Annotated in this window: 22 protein-coding genes and 1 pseudogene; 9 read left to right on the plus strand and 14 right to left on the minus strand. The window is 67.8% G+C overall.

The window, feature by feature from the left end; genetic code table 11:
• Window positions 1–425 precede the first annotated feature (425 nt).
• The 3 genes from gltB to ACL03I_RS30525 all read left to right on the plus strand — a co-directional run bounded on the left by gltB (window position 426) and on the right by ACL03I_RS30525 (window position 7759).
• Window positions 426–5078 (plus strand): glutamate synthase large subunit, encoded by a 4653-nt coding sequence (gene gltB / locus ACL03I_RS30515; protein WP_355073334.1) that lies wholly within the window; start codon window positions 426–428, stop codon window positions 5076–5078.
• Entirely contained in the window at window positions 5071–6540 is a 1470-nt protein-coding gene (locus ACL03I_RS30520) for a glutamate synthase subunit beta (protein ID WP_355073333.1), read from the plus strand. The genes gltB and ACL03I_RS30520 overlap by 8 nt, the downstream gene beginning before the upstream one ends.
• Window positions 6541–6859: 319 nt before the next feature.
• The gene (locus ACL03I_RS30525) at window positions 6860–7759 is read left to right on the plus strand and encodes a cutinase family protein (RefSeq protein ID WP_355073331.1); all 900 of its coding nucleotides are present in this window, start codon (window positions 6860–6862) and stop codon (window positions 7757–7759) included.
• Window positions 7760–7829: 70 nt separating this feature from the next.
• Here the strand turns inward: ACL03I_RS30525 and ACL03I_RS30530 are convergent, their stop codons facing one another.
• Window positions 7830–8135, minus strand: coding sequence for a hypothetical protein (locus tag ACL03I_RS30530; RefSeq protein ID WP_355073329.1), 306 nt, complete (start codon window positions 8133–8135; stop codon window positions 7830–7832).
• Between the two features lie 229 nt (window positions 8136–8364).
• Complete coding sequence (locus ACL03I_RS30535) at window positions 8365–8979, minus strand: histidine phosphatase family protein (protein ID WP_364434063.1); 615 nt, start codon at window positions 8977–8979, stop codon at window positions 8365–8367.
• Window positions 8980–9067: 88 nt separating this feature from the next.
• Here ACL03I_RS30535 and ACL03I_RS30540 point away from each other — a divergent pair, with 88 nt between their 5' ends.
• Entirely contained in the window at window positions 9068–9646 is a 579-nt protein-coding gene (locus ACL03I_RS30540; RefSeq protein ID WP_355073326.1) for a Uma2 family endonuclease, read from the plus strand.
• Between the two features lie 136 nt (window positions 9647–9782).
• Here ACL03I_RS30540 and ACL03I_RS30545 read toward each other — a convergent pair whose 3' ends face one another.
• Both ACL03I_RS30545 and lysX read right to left on the minus strand, forming a co-directional pair.
• On the minus strand, window positions 9783–9995 hold the full coding sequence (locus ACL03I_RS30545; RefSeq protein WP_355073325.1) for a hypothetical protein: 213 nt from the start codon (window positions 9993–9995) through the stop codon (window positions 9783–9785).
• Between the two features lie 100 nt (window positions 9996–10095).
• Window positions 10096–13419, minus strand: a complete 3324-nt coding sequence (lysX, locus tag ACL03I_RS30550) for a bifunctional lysylphosphatidylglycerol synthetase/lysine--tRNA ligase LysX (RefSeq protein ID WP_355073323.1) — start codon at window positions 13417–13419, stop codon at window positions 10096–10098.
• A gap of 302 nt (window positions 13420–13721) precedes the next feature.
• Between lysX and ACL03I_RS30555 the strand changes: the two genes are divergently transcribed.
• The gene (locus tag ACL03I_RS30555; RefSeq protein ID WP_039794186.1) at window positions 13722–13940 is read left to right on the plus strand and encodes an RNA-binding S4 domain-containing protein; all 219 of its coding nucleotides are present in this window, start codon (window positions 13722–13724) and stop codon (window positions 13938–13940) included.
• A gap of 52 nt (window positions 13941–13992) precedes the next feature.
• Here ACL03I_RS30555 and rraA read toward each other — a convergent pair whose 3' ends face one another.
• From rraA to ACL03I_RS30600, 9 genes are all read right to left on the minus strand, one after another.
• A complete protein-coding gene (gene rraA, locus ACL03I_RS30560) occupies window positions 13993–14481 on the minus strand; it encodes a ribonuclease E activity regulator RraA (RefSeq protein ID WP_355073321.1) in 489 nt (162 codons plus the stop codon).
• Between the two features lie 140 nt (window positions 14482–14621).
• Complete coding sequence (locus tag ACL03I_RS30565) at window positions 14622–14987, minus strand: DUF5313 family protein (protein ID WP_355073320.1); 366 nt, start codon at window positions 14985–14987, stop codon at window positions 14622–14624.
• A 50-nt stretch (window positions 14988–15037) separates the two neighbouring features.
• A complete protein-coding gene (locus ACL03I_RS30570) occupies window positions 15038–15412 on the minus strand; it encodes a DUF5313 family protein (RefSeq protein ID WP_355073318.1) in 375 nt (124 codons plus the stop codon).
• A gap of 110 nt (window positions 15413–15522) precedes the next feature.
• Complete coding sequence (locus tag ACL03I_RS30575; protein ID WP_355073317.1) at window positions 15523–15978, minus strand: SRPBCC family protein; 456 nt, start codon at window positions 15976–15978, stop codon at window positions 15523–15525.
• A gap of 102 nt (window positions 15979–16080) precedes the next feature.
• Window positions 16081–16989 (minus strand): CopD family protein, encoded by a 909-nt coding sequence (locus ACL03I_RS30580; protein ID WP_412807586.1) that lies wholly within the window; start codon window positions 16987–16989, stop codon window positions 16081–16083.
• 50 nt (window positions 16990–17039) lie between these two features.
• Window positions 17040–17579, minus strand: coding sequence for a copper resistance CopC family protein (locus tag ACL03I_RS30585; protein ID WP_412807576.1), 540 nt, complete (start codon window positions 17577–17579; stop codon window positions 17040–17042).
• Complete coding sequence (locus ACL03I_RS30590; protein WP_355073313.1) at window positions 17576–18232, minus strand: YcnI family protein; 657 nt, start codon at window positions 18230–18232, stop codon at window positions 17576–17578. Before ACL03I_RS30590 ends, ACL03I_RS30585 begins: the two co-directional genes overlap by 4 nt.
• Before the next feature lie 39 nt (window positions 18233–18271).
• On the minus strand, window positions 18272–18820 hold the full coding sequence (locus ACL03I_RS30595; RefSeq protein WP_412807577.1) for a hypothetical protein: 549 nt from the start codon (window positions 18818–18820) through the stop codon (window positions 18272–18274).
• Between the two features lie 14 nt (window positions 18821–18834).
• The gene (locus ACL03I_RS30600; RefSeq protein ID WP_412807578.1) at window positions 18835–19479 is read right to left on the minus strand and encodes a DUF6474 family protein; all 645 of its coding nucleotides are present in this window, start codon (window positions 19477–19479) and stop codon (window positions 18835–18837) included.
• 795 nt (window positions 19480–20274) lie between these two features.
• Here ACL03I_RS30600 and ACL03I_RS30605 point away from each other — a divergent pair.
• From ACL03I_RS30605 to ACL03I_RS30615, 3 genes are all read left to right on the plus strand, one after another.
• Window positions 20275–21882, plus strand: a complete 1608-nt coding sequence (locus ACL03I_RS30605; RefSeq protein WP_355073760.1) for a TM0106 family RecB-like putative nuclease — start codon at window positions 20275–20277, stop codon at window positions 21880–21882.
• A 27-nt stretch (window positions 21883–21909) separates the two neighbouring features.
• Entirely contained in the window at window positions 21910–23868 is a 1959-nt protein-coding gene (htpG, locus tag ACL03I_RS30610) for a molecular chaperone HtpG (RefSeq protein ID WP_355073307.1), read from the plus strand.
• Window positions 23869–24040: 172 nt separating this feature from the next.
• On the plus strand, window positions 24041–24859 hold the full coding sequence (locus ACL03I_RS30615; RefSeq protein ID WP_355073305.1) for a class I SAM-dependent methyltransferase: 819 nt from the start codon (window positions 24041–24043) through the stop codon (window positions 24857–24859).
• 57 nt (window positions 24860–24916) lie between these two features.
• Here the strand turns inward: ACL03I_RS30615 and ACL03I_RS30620 are convergent, their stop codons facing one another.
• On the minus strand, window positions 24917–25684 hold the full coding sequence (locus ACL03I_RS30620; protein WP_355073304.1) for an SDR family NAD(P)-dependent oxidoreductase: 768 nt from the start codon (window positions 25682–25684) through the stop codon (window positions 24917–24919).
• A gap of 187 nt (window positions 25685–25871) precedes the next feature.
• Here ACL03I_RS30620 and ACL03I_RS30625 point away from each other — a divergent pair.
• Window positions 25872–26087, plus strand: a pseudogene (locus tag ACL03I_RS30625) (TetR/AcrR family transcriptional regulator); the annotation flags it as partial.
• Window positions 26088–26224: the final 137 nt, after the last annotated feature.

A 26224-nucleotide genomic window follows, 5' to 3' on the forward strand; every position in this document is an offset into this window, starting at 1 on the left:
TGGGGATCGATCGCATGGCGCTCGCTGCTTTACACTGGACGGCGCGCACACGTGGAGGACCCAATGCAGAAGCCCAGCTAAACCTGGTTATTAGCGCAACCTAAGTTGGTTGGGCCCTGGACCTGACTTATCGTTTGCTCTTACGCCGAACACAGAACGTTCGGCTACCTCGCCCGCTCGGGCAGCCCTAGCCAGGTGCTCAGCGTAGCGGTCGAGCACCCGCTCGGAGGTAAGGATCTTGTTAGGGATCCGTTACCGAAGGGCACCCACTACGTCACAGAAGCGGGTGGAAAAAACTGCAGACCTGACTGCACGCCGAAGACCATCAGCGCGGCTGGCTTCGGAACGTACGGGCGCAGTCTTGTACGGAGGCGTTCGACGAAAGGCCGTTTTCTTCGAAGGCCGACTTTCCTGAAGGCAGAGGCATGACGCAACTTCCTGGCCACCGGTCACCTGGACCCATCGGGCTCTACGACCCGGCGAACGAGCACGACGCCTGCGGCGTCGCATTCGTCGTCGACATGCACGGCCGCCGCAGCCGCGACATCGTCGACAAGGCTATTACGGCTCTGTTGAACCTCGAGCACCGTGGCGCCGCGGGCGCCGAGCCCAACAGCGGCGACGGTGCGGGCATCCTGATCCAGGTCCCGGACCGCTTCTTCCGCGCCATCGTGGACTTCGAGTTGCCGCCGGAGGGTTCCTACGCCACCGGTATCGCCTTCCTGCCGCAGGCCCGCCGCGAAGCCGCGCGCGCCGCCTACGGCGTGGAGAAGATCGTCAAGGAAGAGGGCCTCGACGTCCTCGGCTGGCGCGAGGTGCCGATCGACGAGTCGTCGCTGGGCGCGCTGGCGCGCGACGCCATGCCGAGCTTCCGGCAGATCTTCATCGCATCGCCGAAGAACGCCTCCGATCCGCTGTCGGATATGGATCTGGAGCGTCGCGCCTACGTGGTGCGCAAGCGCGTCGAGCGTGAGCTGGGGTCGGCCGGAGCCGGTGAGGGTGCGGTCGGCAGGGAGTCGGTCTACTTCCCGAGCCTGTCGGGGCAGACCTTCGTCTATAAGGGCATGTTCACCACGCCGCAGCTGCGCGCGTTCTACCTGGATCTGCAGGACTCCCGGGTGGAGAGCGCCCTCGGCATCGTGCACTCCCGGTTCTCCACCAACACCTTCCCGTCCTGGCCGCTGGCGCACCCGTTCCGCCGGGTGGCGCACAACGGTGAGATCAACACCGTCACCGGCAACGAGAACTGGATGCGCGCCCGCGAGGCGCTGCTGCGCAGCGACGTCTTCGGCGTCGACTCGGCGGGCAAGAACCGGCTGGAGAAGATCTTCCCCGTCTGTACCCCGGGGGCGAGCGACACCGCCCGGTTCGACGAGGTGCTGGAACTGCTGCACCTCGGCGGCCGCAGCTTGCCCCACGCCGTGCTGATGATGATTCCCGAGGCCTGGGAACGCAACGAGAATATGAACCCGCAGCAGCGGGCCTTCTACGAGTACCACTCGATGCTGATGGAGCCGTGGGACGGCCCCGCGTCGGTGTGCTTCACCGACGGCACCGTCGTCGGCGCCGTGCTCGACCGCAACGGCCTGCGGCCGAGCCGCATCTGGGTGACCGACGACGGCCTGGTCGTGATGGCCTCCGAGGTCGGCGTCCTGGACATCGACCCGTCCAAGGTGGTCAAGAAGGCGCGCTTGCAGCCGGGCCGCATGTTCCTGGTCGACACCGCCCAGGGCCGCATCGTCGGTGACGAAGAGGTCAAGTCCCTGCTCGCCGCCGAGCAGCCCTACCAGGAGTGGCTGGACGCGGGCGTCTCCCGCCTGGCCGACCTGCCCGACCGCCCGCACGTGCACATGTCGCACGACCGCGTGCTGATCCGCCAGCAGATCTTCGGATACACCACCGAGGAGCTCAACCTGCTGATCTCGCCGATGGCCAAGACCGGAGGCGAAGCGCTCGGCTCGATGGGCACCGACACCCCGATCGCGGTGCTCTCGGCCCGTCCGCGCCTGCTGTTCGACTACTTCTCCCAGCTGTTCGCGCAGGTCACCAACCCGCCGCTGGACGCGATCCGGGAAGAGGTGGTCACCAGCCTCAAGCGCAACATCGGCCCGGAGGCCGACCTGCTGCACCCGGGACCGGAGTCCTGCAACATGATCGCGCTCGAGCAGCCGATCCTGGACAACGACGAGCTGGCCAAGCTCGTGCACATCAACGACGACGGATCGCACCCCGAGCTGCGCTCGGTGGTCGTGCGCGGCCTGTACCCCGTGAAGAAGGGCGGCAAGGGCCTGCGCAGGGCGCTGGAGGCGATCAACACCCAGGTGTCGGCCGCCATCGACGGCGGCGCGCGGATCATCGTGCTGTCCGACCGCGAGTCCAACGAGAAGCTGGCGCCGATCCCTTCGCTGCTGCTGACCTCGTCGGTGCACCACCACCTGGTGCGCGAGCGCACCCGTACCAAGGTCGGCCTGGTCGTGGAGGCCGGTGACGCCCGCGAGGTGCACCACATGGCCACCCTGGTCGGCTTCGGCGCCGCCGCGATCAACCCCTACATGGCCTTCGAGAGCATCGAGGACATGCTCGAGCGCGGCGCGCTCGAGGTACCGGGCAGCACCGGCGACCTGGCCGCCGACTACCGCAAGGCGGTCGCGAACTACAACAAGGCCGCGGGCAAGGGTGTGCTGAAGGTGATGTCCAAGATGGGCATCTCCACGCTGGCCTCCTACAACGGCGCCCAGCTGTTCCAGGTGATCGGCCTGTCGCAGGACCTGGTGGACGAGTACTTCACCGGCCTGCGCTCGCACTTGGACGGCATCGGCCTGGACGAGATCGCCGACGACGTCGCGCAGCGGCACCGCATCGCGTTCCTGGAGAACCGCAACGAGCGCGCGCACCGCGAGCTCGAGGTCGGCGGCGAGTACCAGTGGCGGCGCGAGGGCGAATACCACCTGTTCAACCCGGACACGGTGTTCAAACTGCAGCACGCCACCCGGTCCGGCCAGTACTCGATCTTCAAGGAGTACACCAAGCTGGTCGACGACCAGTCCGAGCGGCTGGCATCGCTGCGCGGTCTGTTCAAGTTCAAGCACAACGCGCGTTCCCCGATCTCCATCGACGAGGTCGAGCCGGTATCGGCGATCGTGAAGCGGTTCTCCACCGGCGCGATGAGCTACGGCTCCATCTCGGCGGAGGCGCACGAAACCCTGGCGATCGCGATGAACCGTCTCGGCGGCCGGTCGAACTCGGGCGAGGGCGGCGAGTCCCCGGCGCGCTTCGAGCCGGAGGAGAACGGCGACTGGCGGCGCAGCGCGATCAAGCAGGTGGCCTCCGGCCGCTTCGGCGTGACCGCGCACTACCTGACCAACTGCACCGACATCCAGATCAAGATGGCGCAGGGCGCGAAGCCCGGTGAGGGCGGTCAGCTTCCGGCGCACAAGGTGTACCCGTGGGTCGCCGAGGTGCGGCACTCGACGCCGGGCGTCGGCCTGATCTCGCCGCCGCCGCACCACGACATCTACTCGATCGAGGATCTGGCGCAGCTGATCCACGACCTGAAGAACGCGAACCCGCAGGCGCGCATCCACGTGAAGCTGGTCGCCGAGCCGGGCGTCGGCACCGTCGCGGCGGGCGTCTCCAAGGCGCACGCCGATGTCGTGCTGATCTCGGGCCACGACGGCGGCACCGGTGCTTCGCCGTTGACCTCGCTGAAGCACGCGGGCGGCCCCTGGGAGCTCGGCTTGGCCGAGACCCAGCAGACGCTGCTGCTCAACGGGCTGCGTGACCGCATCGTCGTGCAGGTCGACGGCCAGATGAAGACCGGCCGCGATGTGATGATCGCCGCGCTGCTCGGCGCCGAGGAGTACGGCTTCGCCACCGCACCGCTGGTGGTGTCGGGCTGCATCATGATGCGCGTCTGCCACCTGGACACCTGCCCGGTCGGCGTCGCGACGCAGAACCCGGTGCTGCGCGAGCGGTTCACCGGCAAGCCGGAATTCGTCGAGAACTTCTTCCGGTTCATCGCGGAAGAGGTCAGGGAACTGCTGGCGCAGTTGGGCTTCCGCTCGCTGGACGAGGCGATCGGCCGGGTGGACCTGCTCGACACCTCGCGCGCCAAGCAGCATTGGAAGGCCAGCAAGCTGGACCTCTCGCCGATCCTGGACGACGTCGAGACGGCGTTCATGTACCAGGACCGCCGCTGCACCAAGGCGCAGGACCACGGCCTGGACAAGGCGCTGGACCAGCAGCTGATCGTGCAGAGCCGCGACGCGCTCGAGCGCGGTCAGGCGGTGAAGTTCGAGACCAAGATCACGAACGTGAACCGCACCGTCGGCACCATGCTCGGCCACGAGGTGACCAAGCTCTACGGTGGCGCGGGCCTGCCCGACGACACCATCGACATCACCTTCACCGGGTCGGCGGGCAACAGCTTCGGCGCCTTCGTGCCCGCCGGCATCACGCTGCGCGTGCAGGGTGACGCGAACGACTATGTCGGCAAGGGTCTTTCCGGCGGCCGCCTGGTGGTGCGCCCGTCGCTGAACGCGCCCGGCGAGTTCGTCGCCGAGCAGAACATCATCGCGGGCAACGTGATCCTGTTCGGCGCCACCAGCGGCCAGGTCTTCCTCAGCGGTGTGGTCGGCGAGCGGTTCGCCGTGCGCAACTCCGGCGCCACCGCGGTGGTAGAGGGCGTGGGCGACCACGGCTGTGAGTACATGACCGGCGGCCGGGTGGTCATCCTGGGTGAGACCGGACGCAACTTCGGCGCCGGTATGTCCGGCGGCGTGGCGTTCGTCTTCGACCCGAACGGCACCTTCGCGTCCAAGCTCAATCCCGAGCAGGCCGACGCCGTCGAGCAGCTGGCCGGTGACGATTTCACCTGGCTGCACGACATCATCACCCAGCACCGTGACCAGACCGGTTCCCCGGTGGCCGAGCGCATTCTGAGCGACTGGTCGCAGCAGGTGAACCATTTCGTGAAGGTCATGCCGCGCGAATACAAGAAGGTTTTGCTCGCCATCTCCGAAGCTGAGAAGAGCGGCAAGGACGTGGACGAAGCGATTATGGAGGCCGCTCGTGGCTGACCCCCAGGGTTTTCTGAAGCACACCGCACGGGAACTGCCCAAGCGGCGCCCGGTGCCGCTGCGCCTGATGGACTGGAAAGAGGTCTACGAGGAGAACTTCTCCCACCAGACCTTGCAGACCCAGGCCAGCCGGTGCATGGACTGCGGTATCCCGTTCTGCCACAACGGCTGTCCGCTGGGGAACCTGATCCCCGAGTGGAACGACCTGGTCTACAAGGACCGCTGGCGCGAAGGCATCGACCGGCTGCACGCGACCAACAACTTCCCGGAGTTCACCGGGCGGTTGTGTCCCGCGCCGTGTGAGGCGTCCTGCGTGCTCGGCATCAACCAGGATCCGGTCACGATCAAGCAGGTCGAGGTCGAGATCATCGAGAACGCCTTCGACGAGGGCTGGGTGACCCCGGTCTACCCGACCCGCCTCACCGGCAAGAAGGTCGCCGTCGTCGGTTCCGGCCCGGCCGGTCTGGCCGCGGCGCAGCAGCTGACCCGCGCCGGGCACACCGTGACCGTGTTCGAGCGGGCCGACCGCATCGGCGGTCTGCTGCGCTACGGCATCCCGGAATTCAAGATGGAGAAGCGCTTCATCGATCGCCGTCTCGCGCAGATGGAGGCCGAGGGCACCATCTTCAAGACCGGTGTGAACGTGGGCGTCGACATCACCGCCGAGCAGTTGCGCGAGCAGTACGACGCGATCGTGCTGGCCGGCGGCGCCACGCTGGCGCGTGACCTGCCGATCCCGGGCCGCGATCTGGACGGCATCCACCAGGCCATGGAGTTCCTGCCCTGGGCCAACCGGGTGCAGCTCGGCGACGACGTCACCGACGAAGCGGGCCTGCCGCCCATCCACGCGAAGGACAAGAAGGTCGTCATCATCGGCGGTGGCGACACCGGCGCCGACTGCCTCGGCACCTCGCACCGGCAGGGCGCGGCGAGCATCCACCAGTTCGAGATCATGCCGCGTCCCCCGGAGGAGCGGGCCGCGTCCACCCCGTGGCCGACCTACCCGCTGATGTACCGGGTCTCCTCGGCGCACGAGGAGGGCGGCGAGCGCGTGTTCTCGGTGAACACCGAGCGCTTCGTCGGCGCGGACGGCAAGGTGACCGGCCTGGAGGCGCACGAGGTCAAGATGGTCAACGGCCGGTTCGAGAAGGTGGAGGGCACCGACTTCACGCTCGAGGCCGACCTGGTGCTGCTGGCCATGGGCTTCGTCGGTCCCGAGAAGCCGGGCCTGCTCAGCGATCTCGGCGTCGGCTACGACCAGCGCGGCAACGTGCAGCGCGACAAGAACTGGGCGACCAACGTTCCCGGCGTCTTCGTCGCGGGTGACATGGGCCGCGGCCAGTCGCTCATCGTCTGGGCCATCGCCGAAGGCCGCGCCGCGGCCGCGGGCGTGGACCGGTACCTGGAAGGCGAGACCGCCCTCCCGGCGCCGATCACCCCCACCATGGTGGCTCAGCGCTAGGTCCCCTCTCTTACCGGAGCGGAAACGAAAGGCGCCTGTGGACAACTCGTCCGCAGGCGCCTTTTCGCGTGCGATTTCCCGGCTTCGAGTCGCCCCGGCCACGGAAATCCGACACACTGCGGGGTTCGAATGGCATTGCGGCGGGCGTGGCCTTATTGTGATCTCCGGCGTACTGCTGATCTTGGGATGTGGTTATGAGCGCACCTCATCCGGTCGGGTGACTTCTGTTCACCCGGCGTGCACTGGAACGACATCCAGTGCGTTCAGCATTGACGCGGCAACTCGGCGGGAAGTCGACGAGGGCGAGGTTTGGAGCGGTATGCAGTGGAAGAAGGTCGTCGCGGCTCTGGGTGCGTCCGCGACCGTGATGTCCGGATTGGTTCTCGGTAGCGGTTCGGCGAACGCCGCCCCCGGCTGCCCGAGCCTGTACGTGGTGGCGATCCCGGGTACCTGGGAGACCGGGCACGAAAAGAACCCGCAGCCGGGTATGCTGTCCGGTGTCACCCGTGGCCTACCGTCCTCCGCGGAGGTCGACTACGTGACCTATGCCGCGACCGCCTTTCCCTGGGAGGGCGAGGTTTACGGCAACTCCAAGAAGGAAGCGGTCGACAACGCGCGTGGCCTGATCGCGAACATGGCGCAGCAGTGCGGTGCGACCAAGATCGCGCTGGTCGGCTACAGCCAGGGCGCGGACGCCGCCGGTGACCTCGCCGCCGAGATCGGCACCGGCCTCGGTGTCGTGCCGCCCGACCGCATCGCCGGCGTGGGCCTGATCTCCGATCCGCGTCGTTCGCCCACCGACATCCAGGTCGGCCCGGTCGCGCCGGGAGCGGGCGCCGGTGGTCCCCGTGTCGGCGGCTTCGGCTGGATCAGTGACCGCACCCGCACCATCTGCGCGCTCGACGACCTCTACTGCGCCACCGCGACCGAGGACTTCGTCACACGGTTCGCCGGTTTCCTCGCCCAGGCGTCGGACGCCAATCCGGCCAACATGTGGCGCTACCAGATCGAGGCGGGCAACATCTTCGGCGATCTGATGAGTTCGGGCGGTGTCCCGGTCCTGCAGGCGCAGCTGACCGACTCGGCCAACGAGCAGCGAGTCAAGGACCTGGAGCGTTTCTACAAGTCGCAGGCGCATACCCTGTACGGCAGCTACCCGGTGGGTGGCGGCCAGACGGCCATCTCCTGGATGCACAACTGGATCGCGGGCATGGCCTGACCTGGCACCGAAACCACAGGGCCCACCTCCGAAACTCGGAAGTGGGCCCTTTTCGATGCGGCCGGAGGGTCTAACTGGACCCGGTGGGCGGAAGCACATGGAAGAAGTGCTTCTGCCGCGGGCCATCCCGCCACGGGCCGTTGTCCGGCCCACAGTCCGGCCCGTCGTGCCGTTCGAAACGTTCGAAATGACGAGGGCCGCCGTCGATGTCGGTGCCCTGCTGCGGCGCGTCCACTAGCTGGATCTGCGCCTGGTCGGCGGTGGTTTCGGCGGACGCGGTCGCCGCGAGGGCCGCGAGCGGGACGGTGATCAGCGCACCGGCCGCGGCGACCCCGGCCAGACGCCGCAGCGGCGTAGCGGTTTTGGAGAGCGACACGGAATTCCTTTCTCTCGAACCGTGAGTCGCCGTTCGGCAGCGGCTCACCGGTCCTATCGAAGGTTCGGTCACTGGGACATCGGTGCGACGGGCCTGGCAATCGGCTGTGAATAACTCAGCGCGTGGCGATCAGCGGATCGCCGGCATGGTCTGAGCAGGCACCGAAAACGTAGGGACCTCCCGTGACTGGGACACCGGTGCGGTCGGCCTGGCAATCCTCTGTGAGTGCTCAGCTCGAGGCGATATTGCGGGGCAACAGGTCCCAGACGTGCCCGTTCTCGTTGACGGTGGCGGCCGTGCGGCGCCCCGTGCGGGAGAACAGGATGCGGGTGATCGAGCAGTAGTCGATGGGGAAGGTCAGCGGCCTCTCCAGCTCGAGGACCTCTTGCAGCAGCACGTTGATCACACCGCCGTGCGCGAACGCGACGACAGTGTCGGCCGGATCGGTGGCCGCGACGATATCGGCGACCGCGGCGTACACCCTGGCCTTGAATGCCGCACCGTCCACCTGCACCGGAAGATGCCCGGCCTTGATCCGGTCATAGGCGTCGCGGAATTCGACCTTCGCGTCCTCGATGGGAATGTAGGCCGGTAGATCGCGATCGTATTCGGCGAGGTCGTCGACGACATCGACACCGAGCCCCAGTTTCGTGGCGGTCGGCGCCGCCGTCTCCCGAGCCCGGCGCTGCGGGCTGCTCACCACCCGGGAGATCCGGTGATGGCCGAGCGCCGCGGGCACCCGCTCGGCCTGCTCCAGCCCTACCGGGGCCAACTCCGGATCGGCGGGCCCACCCGAAGTCAGCATCCGGACCGGCTGGGCATGGCGAACGAGAATCAACTGCACCCACCCCACTCTGCCGCATACCCTTGGCCCACTCCATCCGGCCCCATCGACCCTTCGTCCGGCCCACCAGGGGTGACATACTCGAACCATGACCGTCGAGCCGTTTCCGCAGTGGCTGCGCCCGCCGCCGGGCGGGTTCGTCGCCGAGGATCTCGATCGCCTGCCAGACCTTCCCCCGCACACCGAGCTGATCGACGGGAGTCTCGTCTTCGTGAGTCCGCAGGCGAAGTTCCACATGTTGGTGATCACGCTGCTCGACTCCGTGCTCCGCCATTTCGCCCCGGCGCACCTTCGGGTGCGGCGGGAAATGACAGTGACGCTCGGGCGGGACCAGCGTCCGGAACCCGACCTGGTCGTCATCCACGCCGACCGTGACGGCGGTCCCGAACTCACCTCCTATCTCGCCGATGACGTCGTCTTGGCAGTCGAGGTGGTGTCGGCGGAATCCCGCACCCGGGATCGCGAGCGGAAGCCGCAACTCTATGCCCGCGCGGGCATCGCTCACTTCTGGCGAGTGGAGAACGTGGATGGCCGCCCCGTCGTCTACGTGTACGAACTGGATCCGGCCACGAAGACGTACGCGCTTACCGGAATTCACCACGATCGCCTGAAGCTGACCGTGCCGTTCGATCTGGATATCGATCTCACCGAGACCGATCGGTTGTAGAAAAGGTCGGTACGGCTCGGTTGGCCGACCCGGCCAAGAGCCGCCAGTGGCGACGGAATCGGCATCCGAGCGCGCCTGAGACCACAGCGACGACGGCACGGTTCGTATCGCGAAGCCGGGCCGTCGGTGTCTGTCGTTAGTTGTTCTTCCTGCGCTTGGTCAGCAGGTAGATGCCGCCGATGATCAGGGCGACCACCAGCAGGCAGCAGAGTGCGCCGATGATCAGGCCGCCGCCGCCCCTGCTCTTCTTCTTTTTGGCGGCCAACTCGAGCGCGGAGTTCCAGGTGTCGGGGCTGGCCCATACGGTGTGGTCCAGCAGACTCGCGTTCGTCAGCAGATCAAGGTACATATCCGAACCCCTTCGGTGTCGCGGCCTCCTCCCGGGGCCGAATCTCCAAGGGTAGCGGTCCGATTCGTTCGATGAGGATCCTTCCAGGACGAAGGCTCGGTCAGCGTGGTTTCACCAAGGGGAACGGCAGTGTCTCGCGGATGCTGCGTCCGGTGATCAGCATGACGATCCGGTCCACGCCCATGCCGAGCCCGCCGGTCGGCGGCATGGCGTGCTCGAGCGCCTGTAAGAAGTCCTCGTCGAGCTCCATCGCCTCGGGATCACCGTTGGCCGCGAGCAGTGACTGCTCGGTGAGCCTGCGGCGCTGCTCCACGGGATCGGTGAGTTCGCTGTAGGCGGTGCCGAGTTCGACACCCCAGGCGACCAGGTCCCAGCGCTCGGTCACGCCCGGGATGCTGCGGTGCTGTCTGGTCAACGGGGACACCGAAGTCGGGAAGTTTATGTAGAAAGTCGGCTCCTGGGTGTGGGATTCGACCAAGTGCTCGTACATCTCCAGCACCACCTGTCCGGCGTCCCAGCCGTGCTGACAGGGCACCTCGGCCTTTTCGCACAGTTGGCGCAACTCCTCGACCTCGGTCTCGGGTGTGATCTCCGTACCGATCGCCTCCGACACCGCGCCGTGCACCGTCCGCACCCGCCACTCGCCGGAGATGTCCACCTCCTCGAAGGTCCCGTCGCCACGGGGCCGCAGGGCCACCATGGCGCCGTTGGCCGCGATCGCGGCGTTCTGGATCAGCCGTCGGCAGGTGTGCATCATGCGCTCGTAGTCGCTGTGCGCCTCATAGGCCTCGAGAATGGTGAACTCGGGATTGTGGCTGAAGTCGACGCCCTCGTTGCGGAAGGTGCGCCCGATCTCGAACACCTTCTCCATTCCGCCGACGCACAGCCGCTTCAGATACAGCTCGGGGGCGATGCGCAGGTACAGGTCGAGGTCGTAGGCGTTGATGTGGGTGAGGAACGGCGTGGCGTTGGCGCCGCCGTGCACCTGTTGCAGGATCGGCGTCTCCACTTCCAGGTAACCCAGGGAGTTCAGCGAGTCCCGCAGCGAGCGCATCACCGCGCTCCGTTTGGCCAGCACCTCGCGGATCTCGGTGTTGATCGCCATGTCGACGTAGCGCTGCCGCACCCTGGCCTCGGGATCGGCCAGTCCCTTCCACTTGTCCGGTAGCGGGTGCAGGCATTTGCCCAGCATCCGCCAGTCCGCCGCGAGCAGCGACAGCTCACCGCGCCTGCTGGCCCCGATCTGACCGCTCACCTCGATCAGGTCGCCCAGATCGAAGAACTCGCCGAACTCGGCGCTTCGGGAGGCGCCGACCCGGTCGCGATCGATGACGAGTTGGATGTCGTCGGTCCAGTCGCGGACCACCGCGAAGATCACGCCGCCGTAGTCGCGGATGCGCAGCAACCTGCCGCAGACCCGGACCGTGGTGCCGCGCGGGGAACGCCGCGCATCGGCGACGGTGTGCGTCGGCGGGTAGGCGACGGGATAGGGATCTATGCCGGAATCCGTCAGCCGCGCCAGTTTGTCCATGCGCACGCGAACCTGTTCAGGTCTGCGTGGCAACTGCTCCGCACTCTCGTGCTCGGGGATATCCGGCGCGCTGCCGTCGGTGTGCAGGCCCGTCACGGTGGCGGGCACCGCGACATGTTCGCCGGTGTGGATCGCGGTGTCCGGCTCCTTGCCGAACCGGGGCAGGAAGCCCTCCGCCAGCGCGCTGGCCATCGCGACGCGGGGGAGGTGCCTGCGATCTTCGAACAGGAAGAACCGGGGCACCCAGTGCGGCTGATACTTCACATTCGAGCGATACAGCGCCTCCAACTGCCACCAGCGGGAGAAGAACAGCAGCACGCCGCGCCACAAGCGCAGCACGGGACCGGCTCCGATCCGGCCGCCCTCCTCGAACACCGAGCGGAACACCGCGAAGTTCAGCGACACCTTGGTGATGCCGTACAGCTCGGAATGCAGCGCGAGCTGCGAGATCATCAGCTCCATCACGCCGTTGGGACCCCCGGGGTCGCGGCGCATCAGCTCCAGCGAGACGCCGGTGCGGCCCCACGGCACCAGCGACAGCATGCCGAGCACCCGGTCCTGCGGATTGACGGCCTCGACCAGCAAGCAGTCGCCGTCCAGCGCATCGCCCAGCCTGCCCAGCGCCATGGAGAATCCGCGCTCGGTCTCGGTGTCGCGCCAGGCATCGGCGCGGGCGATGATCCTGCGGAACTCTTCGGCGGGGATATCGCGATGCCTGCGGATGCGGACCACGACACCGTGCTTGCGCAGCCGGTTGGCGGCCTGACGCACCGGCTTCATCTCGGGTCCGGCCAGCGAGAAGTTCCTGGTATCCAGAATGGCTTCGTCACCGAGGCGCAGCGCGGAAAGACCCGCCCGCCGGTACGCCGTCGCCCCGACCTCGCTCGCGCCCATCACCGCGGGCGCCCAACCGAACTGATCGGCCTCCCGCAGCCAGGCATCGATGGCCTGCGGCCATGCCTCGCGGATGCCGATCGGGTCACCACTGGCCAGGGAGACGCCCAGTTCCACCCGATAGGTCACCGCCGCCTTGCCGCTCGGCGCGAACACCACCCCCTTGTCCCGGCGGGTGGCGAAGTAGCCGAGCGAATCCTCCACGTCCGAGCGCTCCAGCAGTCCGCGCAGCGCCGACTCGTCGGTGCCGGTCATCGCGTTCGCCGCCCGCTGCGAGCGCAGCAGGATGACCACCGCGGCCAGCAGCGCGACAGCGCCGAACAGGCCGAGCAGGAAGTTGACGAACGGTCGTGGATGTCCGTCGAAGTGCTCGTTGTCCGCCAGCACCGCCGCGGTCACCCGGTAGATCGCCCACCCAGGCCGCTGCAGGCCCGGCGGAAGACTGCCGGGGAACATTTCCACGAGTCCCCACCCCAGCAGCGCGCCGATCGCCAGTCCACCGACCAGCACGCCGAGCGCTTTCCACCCGGCGCCGCGGCGCACCTTGGTGTAGAACTCCGGCCATGCCGCGATGAGCACGCCGATCACGGCTAGGTGCACCACCATCGCCACCAGCGCGTGAATACTGCCGCGCTCGGCGAAGGCCATGGCGTTGACCACCGTGTAGATCGCGAGATAGCCGATCAGCAACCACCAGGCGATCCGTTTGCGGCTGGTGATCGCGCCGGCCGTCAGCCCGACCACCAGCGCCCACATCAGGTTCGTGTCCGGCGCGTCGAAGTAATAGGTATCGATATAGCGGCGCGGCACCTGGGTCAGGAAACGCAGCGCGGGCGAGAGGCTCCACAGGAAGCACAGCACCGCGAATACACCGAGCGTCAAACCCGCGATATGCGGCACTTCCGAAAGTCGGCCATGACCACGGTGTGGAACCGGCGGAGTCGGTTTATCCGCCGGTGGTGCGGTGTCGAGGTGTTGCTGGGCTTGCGTGGAGGTCACGGAACCAGTGTGTACGTGAGTGTGTCGGATTTGCCAAGCCTGCGGCGCGCGTGTTTGTGCGGTGTTTGTACGGTCCGGACTCGAGCGCGGCGTGTTCGCCGCCGAGAAGGCTCGACGACGAACTTTTGTGATTCCGCGCTGACCTGGGCGGAGCGGCCGACCAAATCGGTGTGAATTCGTTGCATACGGTAGAGACGTTCCGATTTCTGCGCGGAGCGGGAGTGCGGCATAGTTGCCCGGAGATCGCTGGGGACCTGGGGCGGTGTTCGGCGAGTTCGGATGGGGTAGTAAGTATTTACCCCATGTCGGAACCAGTCGAAGTACCGATCGATGACGACGTTATTCGGCTCGGCCAGTTTCTGAAGCTGGCCAACCTGATCGATTCGGGTTCGGAGGCGAAGACGGTGATCGCCGCCGGATTGGTGCGGGTGAACGACGAGGTGGAACTGCGGCGCGGGCGGCAACTGCACATCGGTGATGTGGTCGCGCTCGCCGGTCACAAGGCGATCGTGTCCGCCTGATCGCCGCCGGGTCGCGGCGAACGGGCGGATTCGGGCGCGCCGCCGCACCGGCTCAATCCTCGGCGCGTACCACGATGCCGTCGTGGTCGCTGTAGAGCATGTCGCCGGGGACGAAGGTGACCCCGCCGAACTCGACCGGTACATCGCGGTCGCCGCTGCCGGTCTGGGTGCTCTTGCGTGGGTTGGTGCCCAGCGCCTTGATGCCGATGTCCAGGGTGCGCAGGATGGCGGAGTCGCGAACGGCGCCGTTGACGATGACGCCCGCCCAGCCGTTCTCCACGCCGCGCCCGGCGATGATGTCGCCGACCAGCGCCGTGTGCACGCTCGCACCGCCGTCCACCACCAGTACCTTGCCGTCGCCCGGCTCGCCGAGCGTCTGCTTGACCAGCAGATTGTCCTGGAAGCAACGGATCGTGGTGATGCGTCCGGAGAATGCCGCCCGCCCGCCGAACTGGATGAACTGCGTGTCGCAGCTGCGGATCTCCGGGCCGATCTCGTCGGCCAGATCTGCGGTGGCGATTACATTCTGCGATTCCGTCATGGCGTTCATTTTCCAGCGCCTGCGGCGCTGGGTGTTTGCGGCCCCCCTATGGCTCGCGTCCGAGCGTCAGGCTTCGGTCGATGGGCGTCGGCTGCCCTCGCGCGTGGTCGATCGGCGCGTTACTTCTGGGGGCGGCGGCGTTATCTGTGGCCGTAGCGCAGTTCGTACAGGTCGCGGTCGTGTTCGGTGCACTTTCCGTGGTCGACCAGGTCGGGGTTCAGGCCGTGCTGGACCAAGCGGAAGCGGCGCCAGACGTAACTCAGCGCGACCGTGAAGACGATCAGCGGAACGATCATCATCACGATCAAGCCGATCTTCAGCGGCATCGGCCCGGGGAACAGCAGTACCAGGGCGAAGAACGGGATGATCGGCCCGATGAAGCGGACGAGATAGCGTTCCATGGCCCCGTGTCCGACGAGGTCGTGGGTAACCCACTCGTGCAGCTCCTCGGGGAGCTCGCGGCCGAGATCGTAGGCGATCCGCTGCGTCAACGTGGGGGTTTTCATGCCTCCAGGCTATGCCTGTGGTATAAGGCACCGCCAGGTCTCGATGCGGGTCATCCACGTCCGTGTCGGCGCTCGTACTCCAGCCGCTCACGCTCGCCCCGGCGGCGGGCGTCGGCATCCGCGAGCGCGGGGTCGAGACCGTGCTTGATCAGCCGATGGCGCCGGTAGACGTACAGCAGCGCCACGGTGAAGTAGATCAGCGGGATGTACAACAGCGCCATCATCGCCAGACCCATCCACAGGGGGCCGGGCAGCAACAGGAACAGCATGAGCACCGGAAGCACCGGCACCAGAAACCGCAGCAGGTAACGCCGCGTAGCGCCCGGCCCGACCAGATCCTCCCGCACCCAATCGGACATCGATTCCGGCAGGGTCCTGCCGAAGATATAACCGATCCGCTGTCCGACCGAGGGTGTAGCACTCACCCCTCCAGCATGACAGCCCGAGCCCCACCTACGGTCCGACAACCGGTGGCAGCCCGAGCCCCACCTACGGTCCGACAACCGGTGGCAGCCCGAGCCGAAGTCGCGGCAAATCAAACAGAGCGCGCGTGGAACGCCGCTATCTGGGTGACGAGGTTGTGGGTGGTGTGCTGCACGGCGATCTTGACGAACGGCTCGATGGTCTTGCCGAGGGCCCGTCCCGCCAAGCCGCCTGGCACCCGGAAGTCCACGATCGCGTCGACCGTGCACAACCTGTCGCCCTTGGCGTGGAACAAGAAGGTGGATTCGACGTCGAAACCCTTGATGGACTCGACGCCGATGGCGAAGTCCCTCTCCCAGCGGATCACTCGGATCCGCGACTTCAGCGAGGCGGGCCCCAGTTTCATGTGCCCGTCGAAGGTGGCGCCGACGCCTTCGGTCTGCTCCCCGACCGGGGTGAAGGACTGGATACCGTGCAGGAACCGCGACAGGTTCCGGTAGTCGTTCACGTAGGCGAACGCGGACTCCGCCGAGGCCACGCAATCCTCGACGATCTTCACTTCGGTCATGCGCAGACCTTAACGGGTGCGCTCGGACGCAGTCTGTCCTCGGCCCGCGCATGGCCGGAGCGAAGGCGGAGGTACCGCACAACCGGGACGCGGAGCCGCGGCTCAGGCTGTTACCGCGAGGGTCGCGGCGAGGCCGAAGGCGAGCGCCATCACGACCACCTCGGCTACCGCGCGGCGCAGCGAGTCCTTCGCGTCCATCCGGTGGTCGGCCGCCTTCGGCACCCAACTGCGCCGCCACCACCAGCCGAGCGCGAGCAAGCCGAGCAGCACCACGGTCTTGGCGAGCAGAATCCGGCCGTAACCGGTGCTGACGAACGGAGCCACCCCACCGACCCGGATCAGCCCGTTGAGCAGCCCAGTCACCGCCACGACCGCCACCAGGGGCAGCGCCACCGCCGAATACCTGGGCAGCACGGCCGCCCACTCGCCGCGGGTCCGCACGACCAGCGCCAGCGCGACCAGCAACCCGAACCAGGCGCCCGCCGCCAACGCGTGCACCGCGGCGAGAACCGACCCGAACGCCTGTTGCGACATGTGCCCGGTGATCGGCCGCAACGCCAGCGCGACCGCCGCGAACACCAGCACCAGATCGGCGGAGGCCGACTCGGGCCGCCGGAAGGCCAGCGCCGATCCACCGGCCACCGTCGCGACGCCGACCAGGATCGCGATCCCGACCTGCCCGCCGCTGACGTCGACCAGATAGGTGCCGAACTCTCCGGCGCCGAGTCGGCTCACCGGAACGCCGACCACCTCCGCGGCCTCGAAGACCAGCACGGCGAATTCGGCCACCGCCCAGATGCCGGCGAGCACCGCGAGCAGCCGCCACGGTGTCCGCGAGCGCGGCGCCACTCTGGGCAGCGCGGCCAACCCGAGCGCGGTGGCCCCGACACCGTCCGCGACCACCCGGACCACGGCCTCCCCCGGCAGCGGTCCAGGAAGGATCAGGACCCAGGCGAGTACGACGCCAAGCAGCCCGGCCGGGAAGGTCAGCAACACCGCAGGCCATGGCATCCGGCCGGGGGCGCGCCGAGCGCCGTCCCGGCCGCCGGTCTTCACGTCGCTCACCGCTTCTGGTCGCGGCTCCTGCCGCCGAACAAGGCGAACGCGAGCCCGCCGCCGACCAACACGACCGCGCCGACGACGAACACCCACAGCGGGATCCCGTCCGAGCCGTCCGAGCTGTCGTTCGCCTTCGCGTTCGGCTTCGGCCCCGGCGTGCCGTTGCCCGGCTTGCCCAGCGTGAAGTGCCGTTTGCCGCTGACCGGGTGGCCGTCGGCCGAGGTCACCCGATAGGCGATGGTGTATTCGCCGACCGGGCCCAGCTCGCCTACGGCGACGCTTACCGTCTTGCCCTCGATCACCGGATCGCCCTTGGACCACAGATTGCCGTCCGGTCCGACGACGGTGAGCGACGGGAAGCTGGGCTGGAGTTCCTCGTTGAACGTGACGCTGGCGCGGACTGGGCCCGCCTCTACGGTCGCGTTGTCCTCTGGGACGCTGCCGGTCGCGGCGGAGTGCGCGGCGGCGACTCCCGTTGCGGCGATGCCGAACCCGAGCAGAAACAGTCCCGCCACGAGGGCGGCGAGGAGGCGGCGGCTCATGCGCGCCGCCCGCGGATCACGTTGCCGACGCCGAGCGCGACACCGAGCAAGCCCAGGGCCAGACCGATCCCGCCGAGCCAGCGGGCCGTCTGGTCCTCGTGGTCGGCGTCTTCGTCTTCGGCTTCGCTGCTCACCGCGTGCCCGTCCGCGTGGTCTTTCGCGGCGGCCAGGGTGATCGACGGGGCCGGATGTTCCGGTTCGTCGCCGTTCTTCTGGACCGGTTGATCCCAGTTGACCACCTTGCCGTCGGAATAGGTCTGCTTGGCGGGGAAGCTCACCGAGTCCAGGGCGGGCAGTGGGCCGACGGACAGCGCGAAACGCTGGAACTGTCCGGGCGGAATGCCCGGTGCGCCGGGATCGGCGGTCCAGGTGATCGCGGTGATCTCCTTCTTGTCGTTGCGTTCGACCTTGGCCGACCATCCCGGAATCGGTTCGTTCCGAGCGGATTTCAGGTTGGGTAGGGTGACGGTGAGCGCGGTGGTGCTGGCGGTGTCCGATTCGGTGGGCACCCGGAAGGTGGCGACGGCGTATCCGCCTTGCGCCGCGCCGGGCGCGTCCACCGTGACGTGTGCCGCGGCGGCGCCGCCCGCGAGCAGAACGAGTGCCGTTGTGGCGACCGTCGTCGTGACGGCGCGCGAAATCGAGCTGGGCATGCTGAGGTCTCCTGTGCGAGAGGAATGGGTGTCGAAGGATCAGACCGACACCGGCGGCGCGCGAGGACCGAGCGCACCCAGCGGAGCACAGCGATAGGGCGGTAGGCCGGGATCAGCCCAGAGCGGCGCGCCGGCGATTCGCATCCGCCGCGGCGGAGCGAGAATCACGCGCAGTGCACCGGAGGCGGCGGCGGAAAGCCGCTCGGCGAGGACGATCAGTGCCGCGCAACCGATCGTCGCGACGGTGTGCGCGAGCAGCATCCATCCGGTCGGCAGCGGGGAAATCGTTGTGGCGTCCGTGGTTCCGGAATGGTCGTGGTCGACCAGCACCGACAGCGCGGCGTGGCTCAGCAGCTGGCCCGCGCCGAGCAGCCCGGCCACGACGGACGGGCGCGGGCACGCTCGCGCGGTTCCCGCGGCCGAGCCGACTCCGGCGGCGATCAGCAACAGCAGCGTCAGCTCGGTGGAGCCCGGCGCACCGCCACCCGCCGCACCGTGTGCGGCGACGGCGAGCACGCCGACCAGCACGCCGACCAGCACGCCGACCAGGCCGCCACGCAGGTGGCCGGTGATCGGGTGCGGAGACATCGGGACGAGGAAACTCAGCGCACGCCGAGCCGGGCCAGAATGTCCGACTCGATCCCGGACAGCTCGTGGGAGATCGACGCGTGCACGGAACGGCGGCGATTGGCGGGCATCTGGTCGGAGGTGTGCACGGCGGCCGTCAGGCTGCCGAGGCGGTCCTTGGTGGCGGCGACGAACTTCTGCGCCTCGCCCTTGTCCTTGCCGTCCTGCGAGCCGATCTTCCGCAGCGCCGCTTCGGCATTCGTGATCCGCGCCTGCAGCTTCGCGCCGTGTCCGGTGAAGTCGCCGAGCTGGTCGATGCCGACGCCGAGCTGTTGGGCGCGGCGGGTGTCGAGCTGTCCGCGCAGGAAGGTCGCGCCGCGGTAGGCGAGCGGAGCGAGTACCGGGATGAGCACACGGGCCACCCCGAGGTATTTCTTCACCTGACCGGCGCTGAACGGATCGCGTTCGGCCTTGGCCGCCACCTTGAGCGCGGCCTTCTCCTCCGCCTGGAACGTCGCGATCTGCGCCTTGGCGACCTTGCGCTGGGTGCGGGCCTCGGCCCGGCGCGCTTTGCGGTCGTTCTTCGCGACGAGCTTGGCCTCCATCACGGCCTTGTGCTTGAGGGCTTTCGCCTCGGCCCTGCGGCTCGGCCGCCGCTTGCGCTTCGTGAACAACCCCATCGAAGGCCCTCCGTCATGCTGGTTCGCCATGGCAGTACGACGCCGGGGAAGCCCGTCCGCCCATGTCACACGCTTTGCCGTTACCCTATCGGGTCCACGCCGTCAGCTGCGAGGGTAGTGCGGCCCGCGCGCACGGCGCCCGGCAATTCCCATCCCAGCTGAGCGACTGGTCGGCAAGGCTTCCTTTCTCCATCCGGTGCCGTGCTGGTCGACGTCGAGCGGCCACGCCGCACCACCGCCTGGAACATCGTCCGTACCGAGCGGCGCGCTCCGTGGTTCGAAGTGAAGTGGTGCTGTCGGCAGTGGGGTCGAAGCGATCCCCAATGTGCGTACCGCGTATGTGCGGGTCACCGCCCTACGCGCCCAGCGCACTGCAACCCCGGGACGCGCCCAGCGCACTGCAACCCCGGGACGCGCCCAGCGCACCGCAACCCCGGGACGCGCCCAGCGCACCGCAACCCCCGGTTTCGAGCGAAGCGAGACCGAGCATCCGCCGTTCGCGGCCCGGCTCGCGTCCGAGTGGCCGCTGCGTCCGCGACGAAGTCGCCAGCGGCGGTCGCTCGGACGTGAGCCAAGAGGGGGCCGCGAACACGCCGCGACGAAGTCGCGGCCAATCCAACACAGCGCTGAAATTCAACACTGTCGGGGGGAGGGACCATACTGCTTAGCGTGGATTCGGACATCGGTGACCGGGATGGTCGCAAGCGCAACGGAACGGCCGTGGATCGGGCCACCGACGTGCCGGCCGCCTTCATCGATGCCAGGGCGCTGATCGGCTGCCGCCATCGCCTGCGTATGGACGCCGCGCACCCCGAGGCATTGGCGGGGATCGTCGAGGACGCGGGCGTACGCCAGCGCCGGGACGCCGCCGTCGCACACCGCGCCCGAGTGCGCGACGCGCTGGTCGGCGCGGACCCCGATGCCTGGGTGGTGATCGATCCCGGACTGCGCGCCGCCGAGCGCGCCGAAGCGACGATGCGCGCGTGCGAAATCGGGGCACGGCACATCTGGGGCGGACTGCTACCGCAGGAGCCGGACACCGGCAGGCGCGGAGGTTCGGAGATCCTGCTGCGCGACGTCGAACGCGGCGGCTACATCCCGATCATCGTGGTGAACCACAAGGTGACCGACCCGCGTCAACCCGAGCGCGCCGACTTCCACCCCACCACCTCGGACCCGTATCACTGGGACCCGCAACCGGATCCGCACCGCAAGCTACGCCAGCAGCCCCGCGACCAACAGCGGCTCGCCCACCTGCACCGGATGCTGCAACGGCACGGCCTGGCCAGCCCCGCGCTGGTCGGCGGCGTCATCGGCTTCGATTTCGATCGCATCCTGGTCCACGACCTGGCGCCGCTGCTGGCCGATTACGACCGCCGCTACGCCGACCGGATCGCGGTGGTGCGCGGCGAGCTGCCCACCATCCCGTCGAAGGTGCCCGAGTGCAGGCAGTGCCCGTGGTGGACGCGAGGAGTCGATGGCCCGAGCTGCGAGGGCTGGCTGATCGAGCATCGTGACGTCAGCCTGGTGGCGCCCGGCTCCCGCGCCGAGGTGCTGCGCAGGCACAACGTCGAGACCATCGATGAACTCGCCGCGTGGGTGGGTGAGGAGCCCGAGGATTGGCAGCACGGCCCGTTCGACGAGGCCGTGGTCACCGCGCGGGCGTGGATCGTCGGCGCCCCGCTGGTGCGGCGGGTCGAGAGCGTGCAAGTGCGGCGGGCGGATGTGGAGGTCGACGTCGATCTGGAGAGCTTCCAGGAGTACGGCGCGTACCTGTGGGGAACGCTGCTGAACGGCGTGTACCGCCCGTTCGTCACCTGGGATCCGTTGCCCACCGAGGACGAGGGCCGCTCTTTCGGCGAGTTCTGGACCTGGCTGATGACAGTGCGCGCCGAGGCGACCGCGACGGGCAGAACATTTGCCGCGTACTGCTATTCGCGCACGGCGGAAGACAAGTGGCTGTACGAATCGGCGCGCCGGTTCGCGGGCAGGCCCGGCGTGCCGACGGTGGAGCAGGTGCGCGCGTTCGTGGACGGACCGCAATGGGTGGACATGTTCCAAGCCGTCTCCGACCAGTTCATCTGCCCGAACGGCAAGGGGTTGAAGAAGATCGCGCCGGTCGCCGGGTTCTCGTGGCGTGATCCCGAGGCGAGCGGCGAGGCGTCGATGAGCTGGTACCGGCTCGCGGTCGGCTACGACGGCGCCACGCCCGACGCGACCCAGCGCACCCGTTTGCTGGAGTACAACGAGGACGACGTCCGCGCCACCCAGGTGCTGCGCGAATGGATGACCACCCGCGCCGACGCGGAGGTTGCCGGTCTCGCCGATTTCCGGCAGGTTCCCGATGCGCGGTCGCCCGGGACCGTCGCGGGTTACGCGGCGGCCCCACCTTCGGCTCCGTAGTCAGCGCACGGCGGTACCATCGCGACCGTGACAGAGCACGTCGAACAACTCGAGTTCCAGGCAGAGACCCATCAGCTGCTCGAGCTGATGATCCATTCCGTCTACTCCAACAAGGACACCTTCCTGCGGGAGCTGATCTCGAACTCCTCCGACGCGCTGGACAAGCTGCGGCTGGAGTCCTTCCGAGACAAGGATCTGCACGTCGACACCTCCGACCTGCACATCGAGCTGGAGGTCGACAAGGACGAGCGGATCCTGACCGTCCGGGACAACGGCATCGGCATGTCGCGCGCCGAGGTCGTCGATCTGATCGGCACTCTCGCCAAGTCCGGTACCGCCGAGCTGCGCAGGAAGCTGAACGAGGCCAAGTCCGAGGCCGCCGCCGAGGAGCTGATCGGCCAGTTCGGCATCGGTTTCTATTCGACCTTCATGGTGGCCGACAAGGTCACCCTGACCACCCGCCGCGCGGGCGAGGCCACCGCCACCCGGTGGGAGTCGAATGCGGGCAGCTCCACTTACACGATCTCCGAACTCGACGAGGCCCCGCAGGGCACGTCGGTCGCGCTCCACCTCAAGCCGGTGGACGAGGAGGATCACCTCTTCGACTACACGCTGGAGTGGAAGCTGCGCGAGATCGTCAAGAAGTACTCCGACTTCATCTCCTGGCCGATCCGCATGCAGGTGGAGCGGACCGTCACCGAGGGCGAAGGCGAGGCCGCCGAGGAGAAGACGATCCTCGAGGACCAGACGCTCAACTCCATGAAGGCGCTGTGGACGCGCCCCAAGAGCGAGGTCTCCGACGAGGAGTACAAGGAGTTCTACAAGCACGTCAGTCACGGCTGGGACGATCCGCTGGAGATCATCCCGCTGAAGGCCGAGGGCACGTTCGAGTACCAGGCGCTGCTGTTCATCCCCTCGCACGCGCCGTTCGACCTGTTCACCCGCGAGCACAAGCGCGGCGTCCAGCTCTACGTCAAGCGGGTGTTCATCATGGACAACTGCGAAGAGCTGATGCCGGAGTACCTGCGCTTCGTCAAGGGCGTGGTGGACGCGCAGGATCTGTCGCTCAACGTCTCCCGGGAGATCCTCCAGCAGGACCGGCAGATCCAGATGATCCGCAAGCGTCTGGTGAAGAAGGTGCTGTCCACGGTCAAGGATCTGCAGGGCGCCGAGGACCAGGCCGGCTACCAGACCTTCTGGAAGGAGTTCGGCCGCGTCCTGAAGGAGGGCCTGCTCTCGGACTTCGACAACCGCGACACCATCCTCCAGGTCTCCTCGTTCGCCTCGACGAACTCCGAGACCGAGCTGACCACGCTGGCCCAGTACGTGGAGCGGATGCCCGAGGGGCAGGACACGATCTACTACATGACCGGCGAGACCCGTCAGCAGGTCGAGAGCTCCCCGCATCTGGAGGCGTTCAAGGCCAAGGGCCGCGAGGTGCTGATCCTGACCGACCCGGTCGACGAGATGTGGGTCGGTTCCGTACCGGAATTCGACGGCAAGGCGTTCCAGTCCATCGCCAAGGGCGAGGTCGATCTGGAGACCGAGGAGGAGAAGAAGGCCTCCGAGGCGCTGCGCGAGCAGCAGGACAAGGACTTCGCCGATGTCCTCACGTGGCTGGGCAAGACGCTGGAGGAGAACGTCAAGGAGGTGCGCCTGACCAACCGGCTCACCACCTCTCCGGCTTGCCTGGTCGGTGACGTGTTCGACTTCACGCCGATGCTGGAGCGGATGTATCGCGCCTCGGGCCAGGCGCTGCCGGAGAGCAAGCGGATTCTGGAACTCAACCCGACCCACCCGCTGGTCACCGGCCTGCGCGACGCGTACGCGGCCGAGCGGGAGAAGGCCGACGCCGGCACGGCGACCGAGCTGTCGGAAACCGCCGAACTGCTGTTCGGCACGGCGGTGCTCGCCGAGGGCGGTGAACTCAAGGATCCGGCGCACTTCGCCCACATCCTCACCGATCGGCTCACTCGCACTCTCTGAACCATCCGCGACCGGAGGACCAGCAATGTCCTCCGGTCGCGGCCGGTGCGGTCGGCGGCGTTTCGGCCATTTCTCGGTTACGGTGACGGGCGGGATGGCATATTCGCAGGACTGGGGAGTTCGCCCCCGGGTGGCGCGGTTAGATGTGGATGCCTGAAAGGATCGTCACGACATGTCCGCAAACCCGCTTGCCGTCGCCGAGCCGTGGGATCTCGTCGCCGACGGATATGACGAGTTCGCACCCGCGATAATGCAACCGTTCTCGGCGCGGGCGCTCGAGTTCGCCTCGCTCTCGCCGGAATCGCGCATCGTGGATGTCGCGGCGGGGCCGGGCACGCTCAGCCTGCTGGCCGCGGGTCACGTGGCGCAGGTCGACGCCATCGATTTCGCGGAGTCGATGATCGCGCGCTTGGCGAAGAACGCCGCTGCCGCCGGGCTGGTGAATATCCGGGCGCAAGTGGGTGACGGACAAGAACTGCCGTACGAATCCGACCATTTCGACGCCGGGTTCTCCATGTTCGGACTGATGTTCTTCCCGGACCGCGCTCGTGGGTTCGCCGAGCTGTTCCGAGTGTTGCGGCCGGGCGGGACGGCGGTGGTGTCGAGCTGGGCACCGATCGCGGACTCGCCGCTGATGCGGATGATGTTCGGTGCCTTGACCGCGGCCGACCCGGACATCCAGGAGCCGCAACCGAACTTCCTGAGCCTGGAGAACCCGGAGGTCTTCGAATCGGAGATGCGCGGTGCGGGCTTCGAAGCCGTGTCCATCCAGCGGCATTCGATCGCGCTCACCTTCGGCAGCCCCGAGGAGATGTGGGAGACCATGGTGCGCAGCAGCGCCCCGTTGGAACTCATGCGTCACAACGTGAGCGCGGAGGTCTGGGCGCGGCGCGCCGCCGTCATGAAAGCGTTTCTCGCCGAGAAGTACCGGCCACACTGCCCGTTGTCCACCACGGCCTACCTCGGCATCGGCCACAAATCGGGGGAATGAGAACAGCGCGCGACCCTTCGGTGAAGGGTCACGCGCTGCCGGGACTGCGGAGCGGAATTACCGCGGCGCCATGCGCAGCGCGCCGTCCATGCGGATGGTCTCGCCGTTGAGGTAGTCGTGCTCGACGATGTACTGCGTCAGCTGCGCGTACTCGTCCGGACGGCCGAGGCGGGACGGGAAGGGCACGCCCGCCTCGAGGCCTTTGCGGTACTCCTCGGTGACGCCGGCGAGCATCGGGGTGTCGATGATGCCGGGAGCGATGGTGTTCACCCGGATGCCGAACTGGGCCAGATCGCGCGCTGCCGGAACCGTCATACCGTGCACGCCGCCCTTGGACGCCGAGTAGGCGATCTGACCGATCTGCCCCTCGAACGCGGCGACCGAGGCGGTGTTGATGATGACGCCGCGCTGGCCGTACTCGTCCACGGCGTCGGTCTTGGCGATCGCGTCGGCGGCCAGCCGCATGACGTTGAAGGTGCCGAGCAGGTTGACCGTGATGACCGTGCGGAACAGCTCCAGGTCGTGCGGGCCGTTCTTGGACAGGATGCGGCCCGCCCAGCCGACACCGGCGCAGTTGACCACGATGCGCAGCGGGGCGCCGGACTCGACGACCTGCGCGACGGCCGCGCCGACCTCGTCGTTGCTGGTGACATCGGCGGGAATGAGGGTGACCCCGGCGGGCACGTTGTCGCCGGCGCGCTCGATCGACTGCGGTACATCCAGCCCGAAGACGGTGGCGCCGAGATCGGCGAGACGCTTGGCGGTGGCGGCGCCGAGGCCCGATGCGCCTCCGGTGACAATGGCGGCGGAACCCGAAATCTCCACGATGGTCCTCTCGTTTGTGACAGCCAGTTGGCCCTTCGTCAATGGCACCCTAACCGGTACGCGGCGAACGGCCCTGCACGGCTCCCGCGACTCGTTTCCGGCGCGGGCCCTTTCCGGCAAGTCGGCGGAACCGACCGAGCAGAATGGAACAGCCCAGTCAGCTCGACCGAACACCCGGAGTCACCGAATGACCGAATCGGCCACCAGCGCACGCCTCCCCCGAGGTAGGCACGGCCTGCCACGGGAGCAGGTGATCGCTTCGCAGCGCGAACGAATCCTCGTCGCGACGGCGGAGGCCATGGCCGAGAACGGTTACATCGGAACGTCGGTCGCGGCGATCCTCAAGCGGGCTTGCGTGTCCAGGGAGACGTTCTACGAGCAGTTCCGCTCCAAAGAAGACTGTTTCGAAGCGGCCTATCAGCGCGCGGTGCATTTGTTGCTCGACCGGATCGCCGACGCCACCGAGAGAGAAGACACGGCGGCCGATACCGACGCCGTGGCTCGGATGGATCGGATCCTGCGCGCCTATCTCCAGTATCT

This window comes from Nocardia sichangensis (assembly GCF_047200615.1).
Taxonomy (GTDB): domain Bacteria; phylum Actinomycetota; class Actinomycetes; order Mycobacteriales; family Mycobacteriaceae; genus Nocardia; species Nocardia sichangensis.

Bases quoted from the DNA above. Each gene is read 5' to 3' on its own strand.
- ACL03I_RS30590 (WP_355073313.1), bottom strand. From the start codon at position 18,232: ATGCCCAGCTCGATTTCGCGCGCCGTCACGACGACGGTCGCCACAACG.
- ACL03I_RS30575 (WP_355073317.1), bottom strand. From the start codon at position 15,978: ATGACCGAAGTGAAGATCGTCGAGGATTGCGTGGCCTCGGCGGAGTCC.
- ACL03I_RS30615 (WP_355073305.1), top strand. From the start codon at position 24,041: ATGTCCGCAAACCCGCTTGCCGTCGCCGAGCCGTGGGATCTCGTCGCC.
- ACL03I_RS30600 (WP_412807578.1), bottom strand. From the start codon at position 19,479: ATGGGGTTGTTCACGAAGCGCAAGCGGCGGCCGAGCCGCAGGGCCGAG.
- ACL03I_RS30545 (WP_355073325.1), bottom strand. From the start codon at position 9,995: ATGTACCTTGATCTGCTGACGAACGCGAGTCTGCTGGACCACACCGTA.
- ACL03I_RS30555 (WP_039794186.1), top strand. From the start codon at position 13,722: ATGTCGGAACCAGTCGAAGTACCGATCGATGACGACGTTATTCGGCTC.
- ACL03I_RS30585 (WP_412807576.1), bottom strand. From the start codon at position 17,579: ATGAGCCGCCGCCTCCTCGCCGCCCTCGTGGCGGGACTGTTTCTGCTC.
- rraA (WP_355073321.1), bottom strand. From the start codon at position 14,481: ATGACGGAATCGCAGAATGTAATCGCCACCGCAGATCTGGCCGACGAG.
- ACL03I_RS30580 (WP_412807586.1), bottom strand. From the start codon at position 16,989: ATGCCATGGCCTGCGGTGTTGCTGACCTTCCCGGCCGGGCTGCTTGGC.
- ACL03I_RS30565 (WP_355073320.1), bottom strand. From the start codon at position 14,987: ATGAAAACCCCCACGTTGACGCAGCGGATCGCCTACGATCTCGGCCGC.
- ACL03I_RS30595 (WP_412807577.1), bottom strand. From the start codon at position 18,820: ATGTCTCCGCACCCGATCACCGGCCACCTGCGTGGCGGCCTGGTCGGC.
- gltB (WP_355073334.1), top strand. From the start codon at position 426: ATGACGCAACTTCCTGGCCACCGGTCACCTGGACCCATCGGGCTCTAC.
- ACL03I_RS30605 (WP_355073760.1), top strand. From the start codon at position 20,275: ATGGACGCCGCGCACCCCGAGGCATTGGCGGGGATCGTCGAGGACGCG.
- ACL03I_RS30525 (WP_355073331.1), top strand. From the start codon at position 6,860: ATGCAGTGGAAGAAGGTCGTCGCGGCTCTGGGTGCGTCCGCGACCGTG.
- ACL03I_RS30540 (WP_355073326.1), top strand. From the start codon at position 9,068: ATGACCGTCGAGCCGTTTCCGCAGTGGCTGCGCCCGCCGCCGGGCGGG.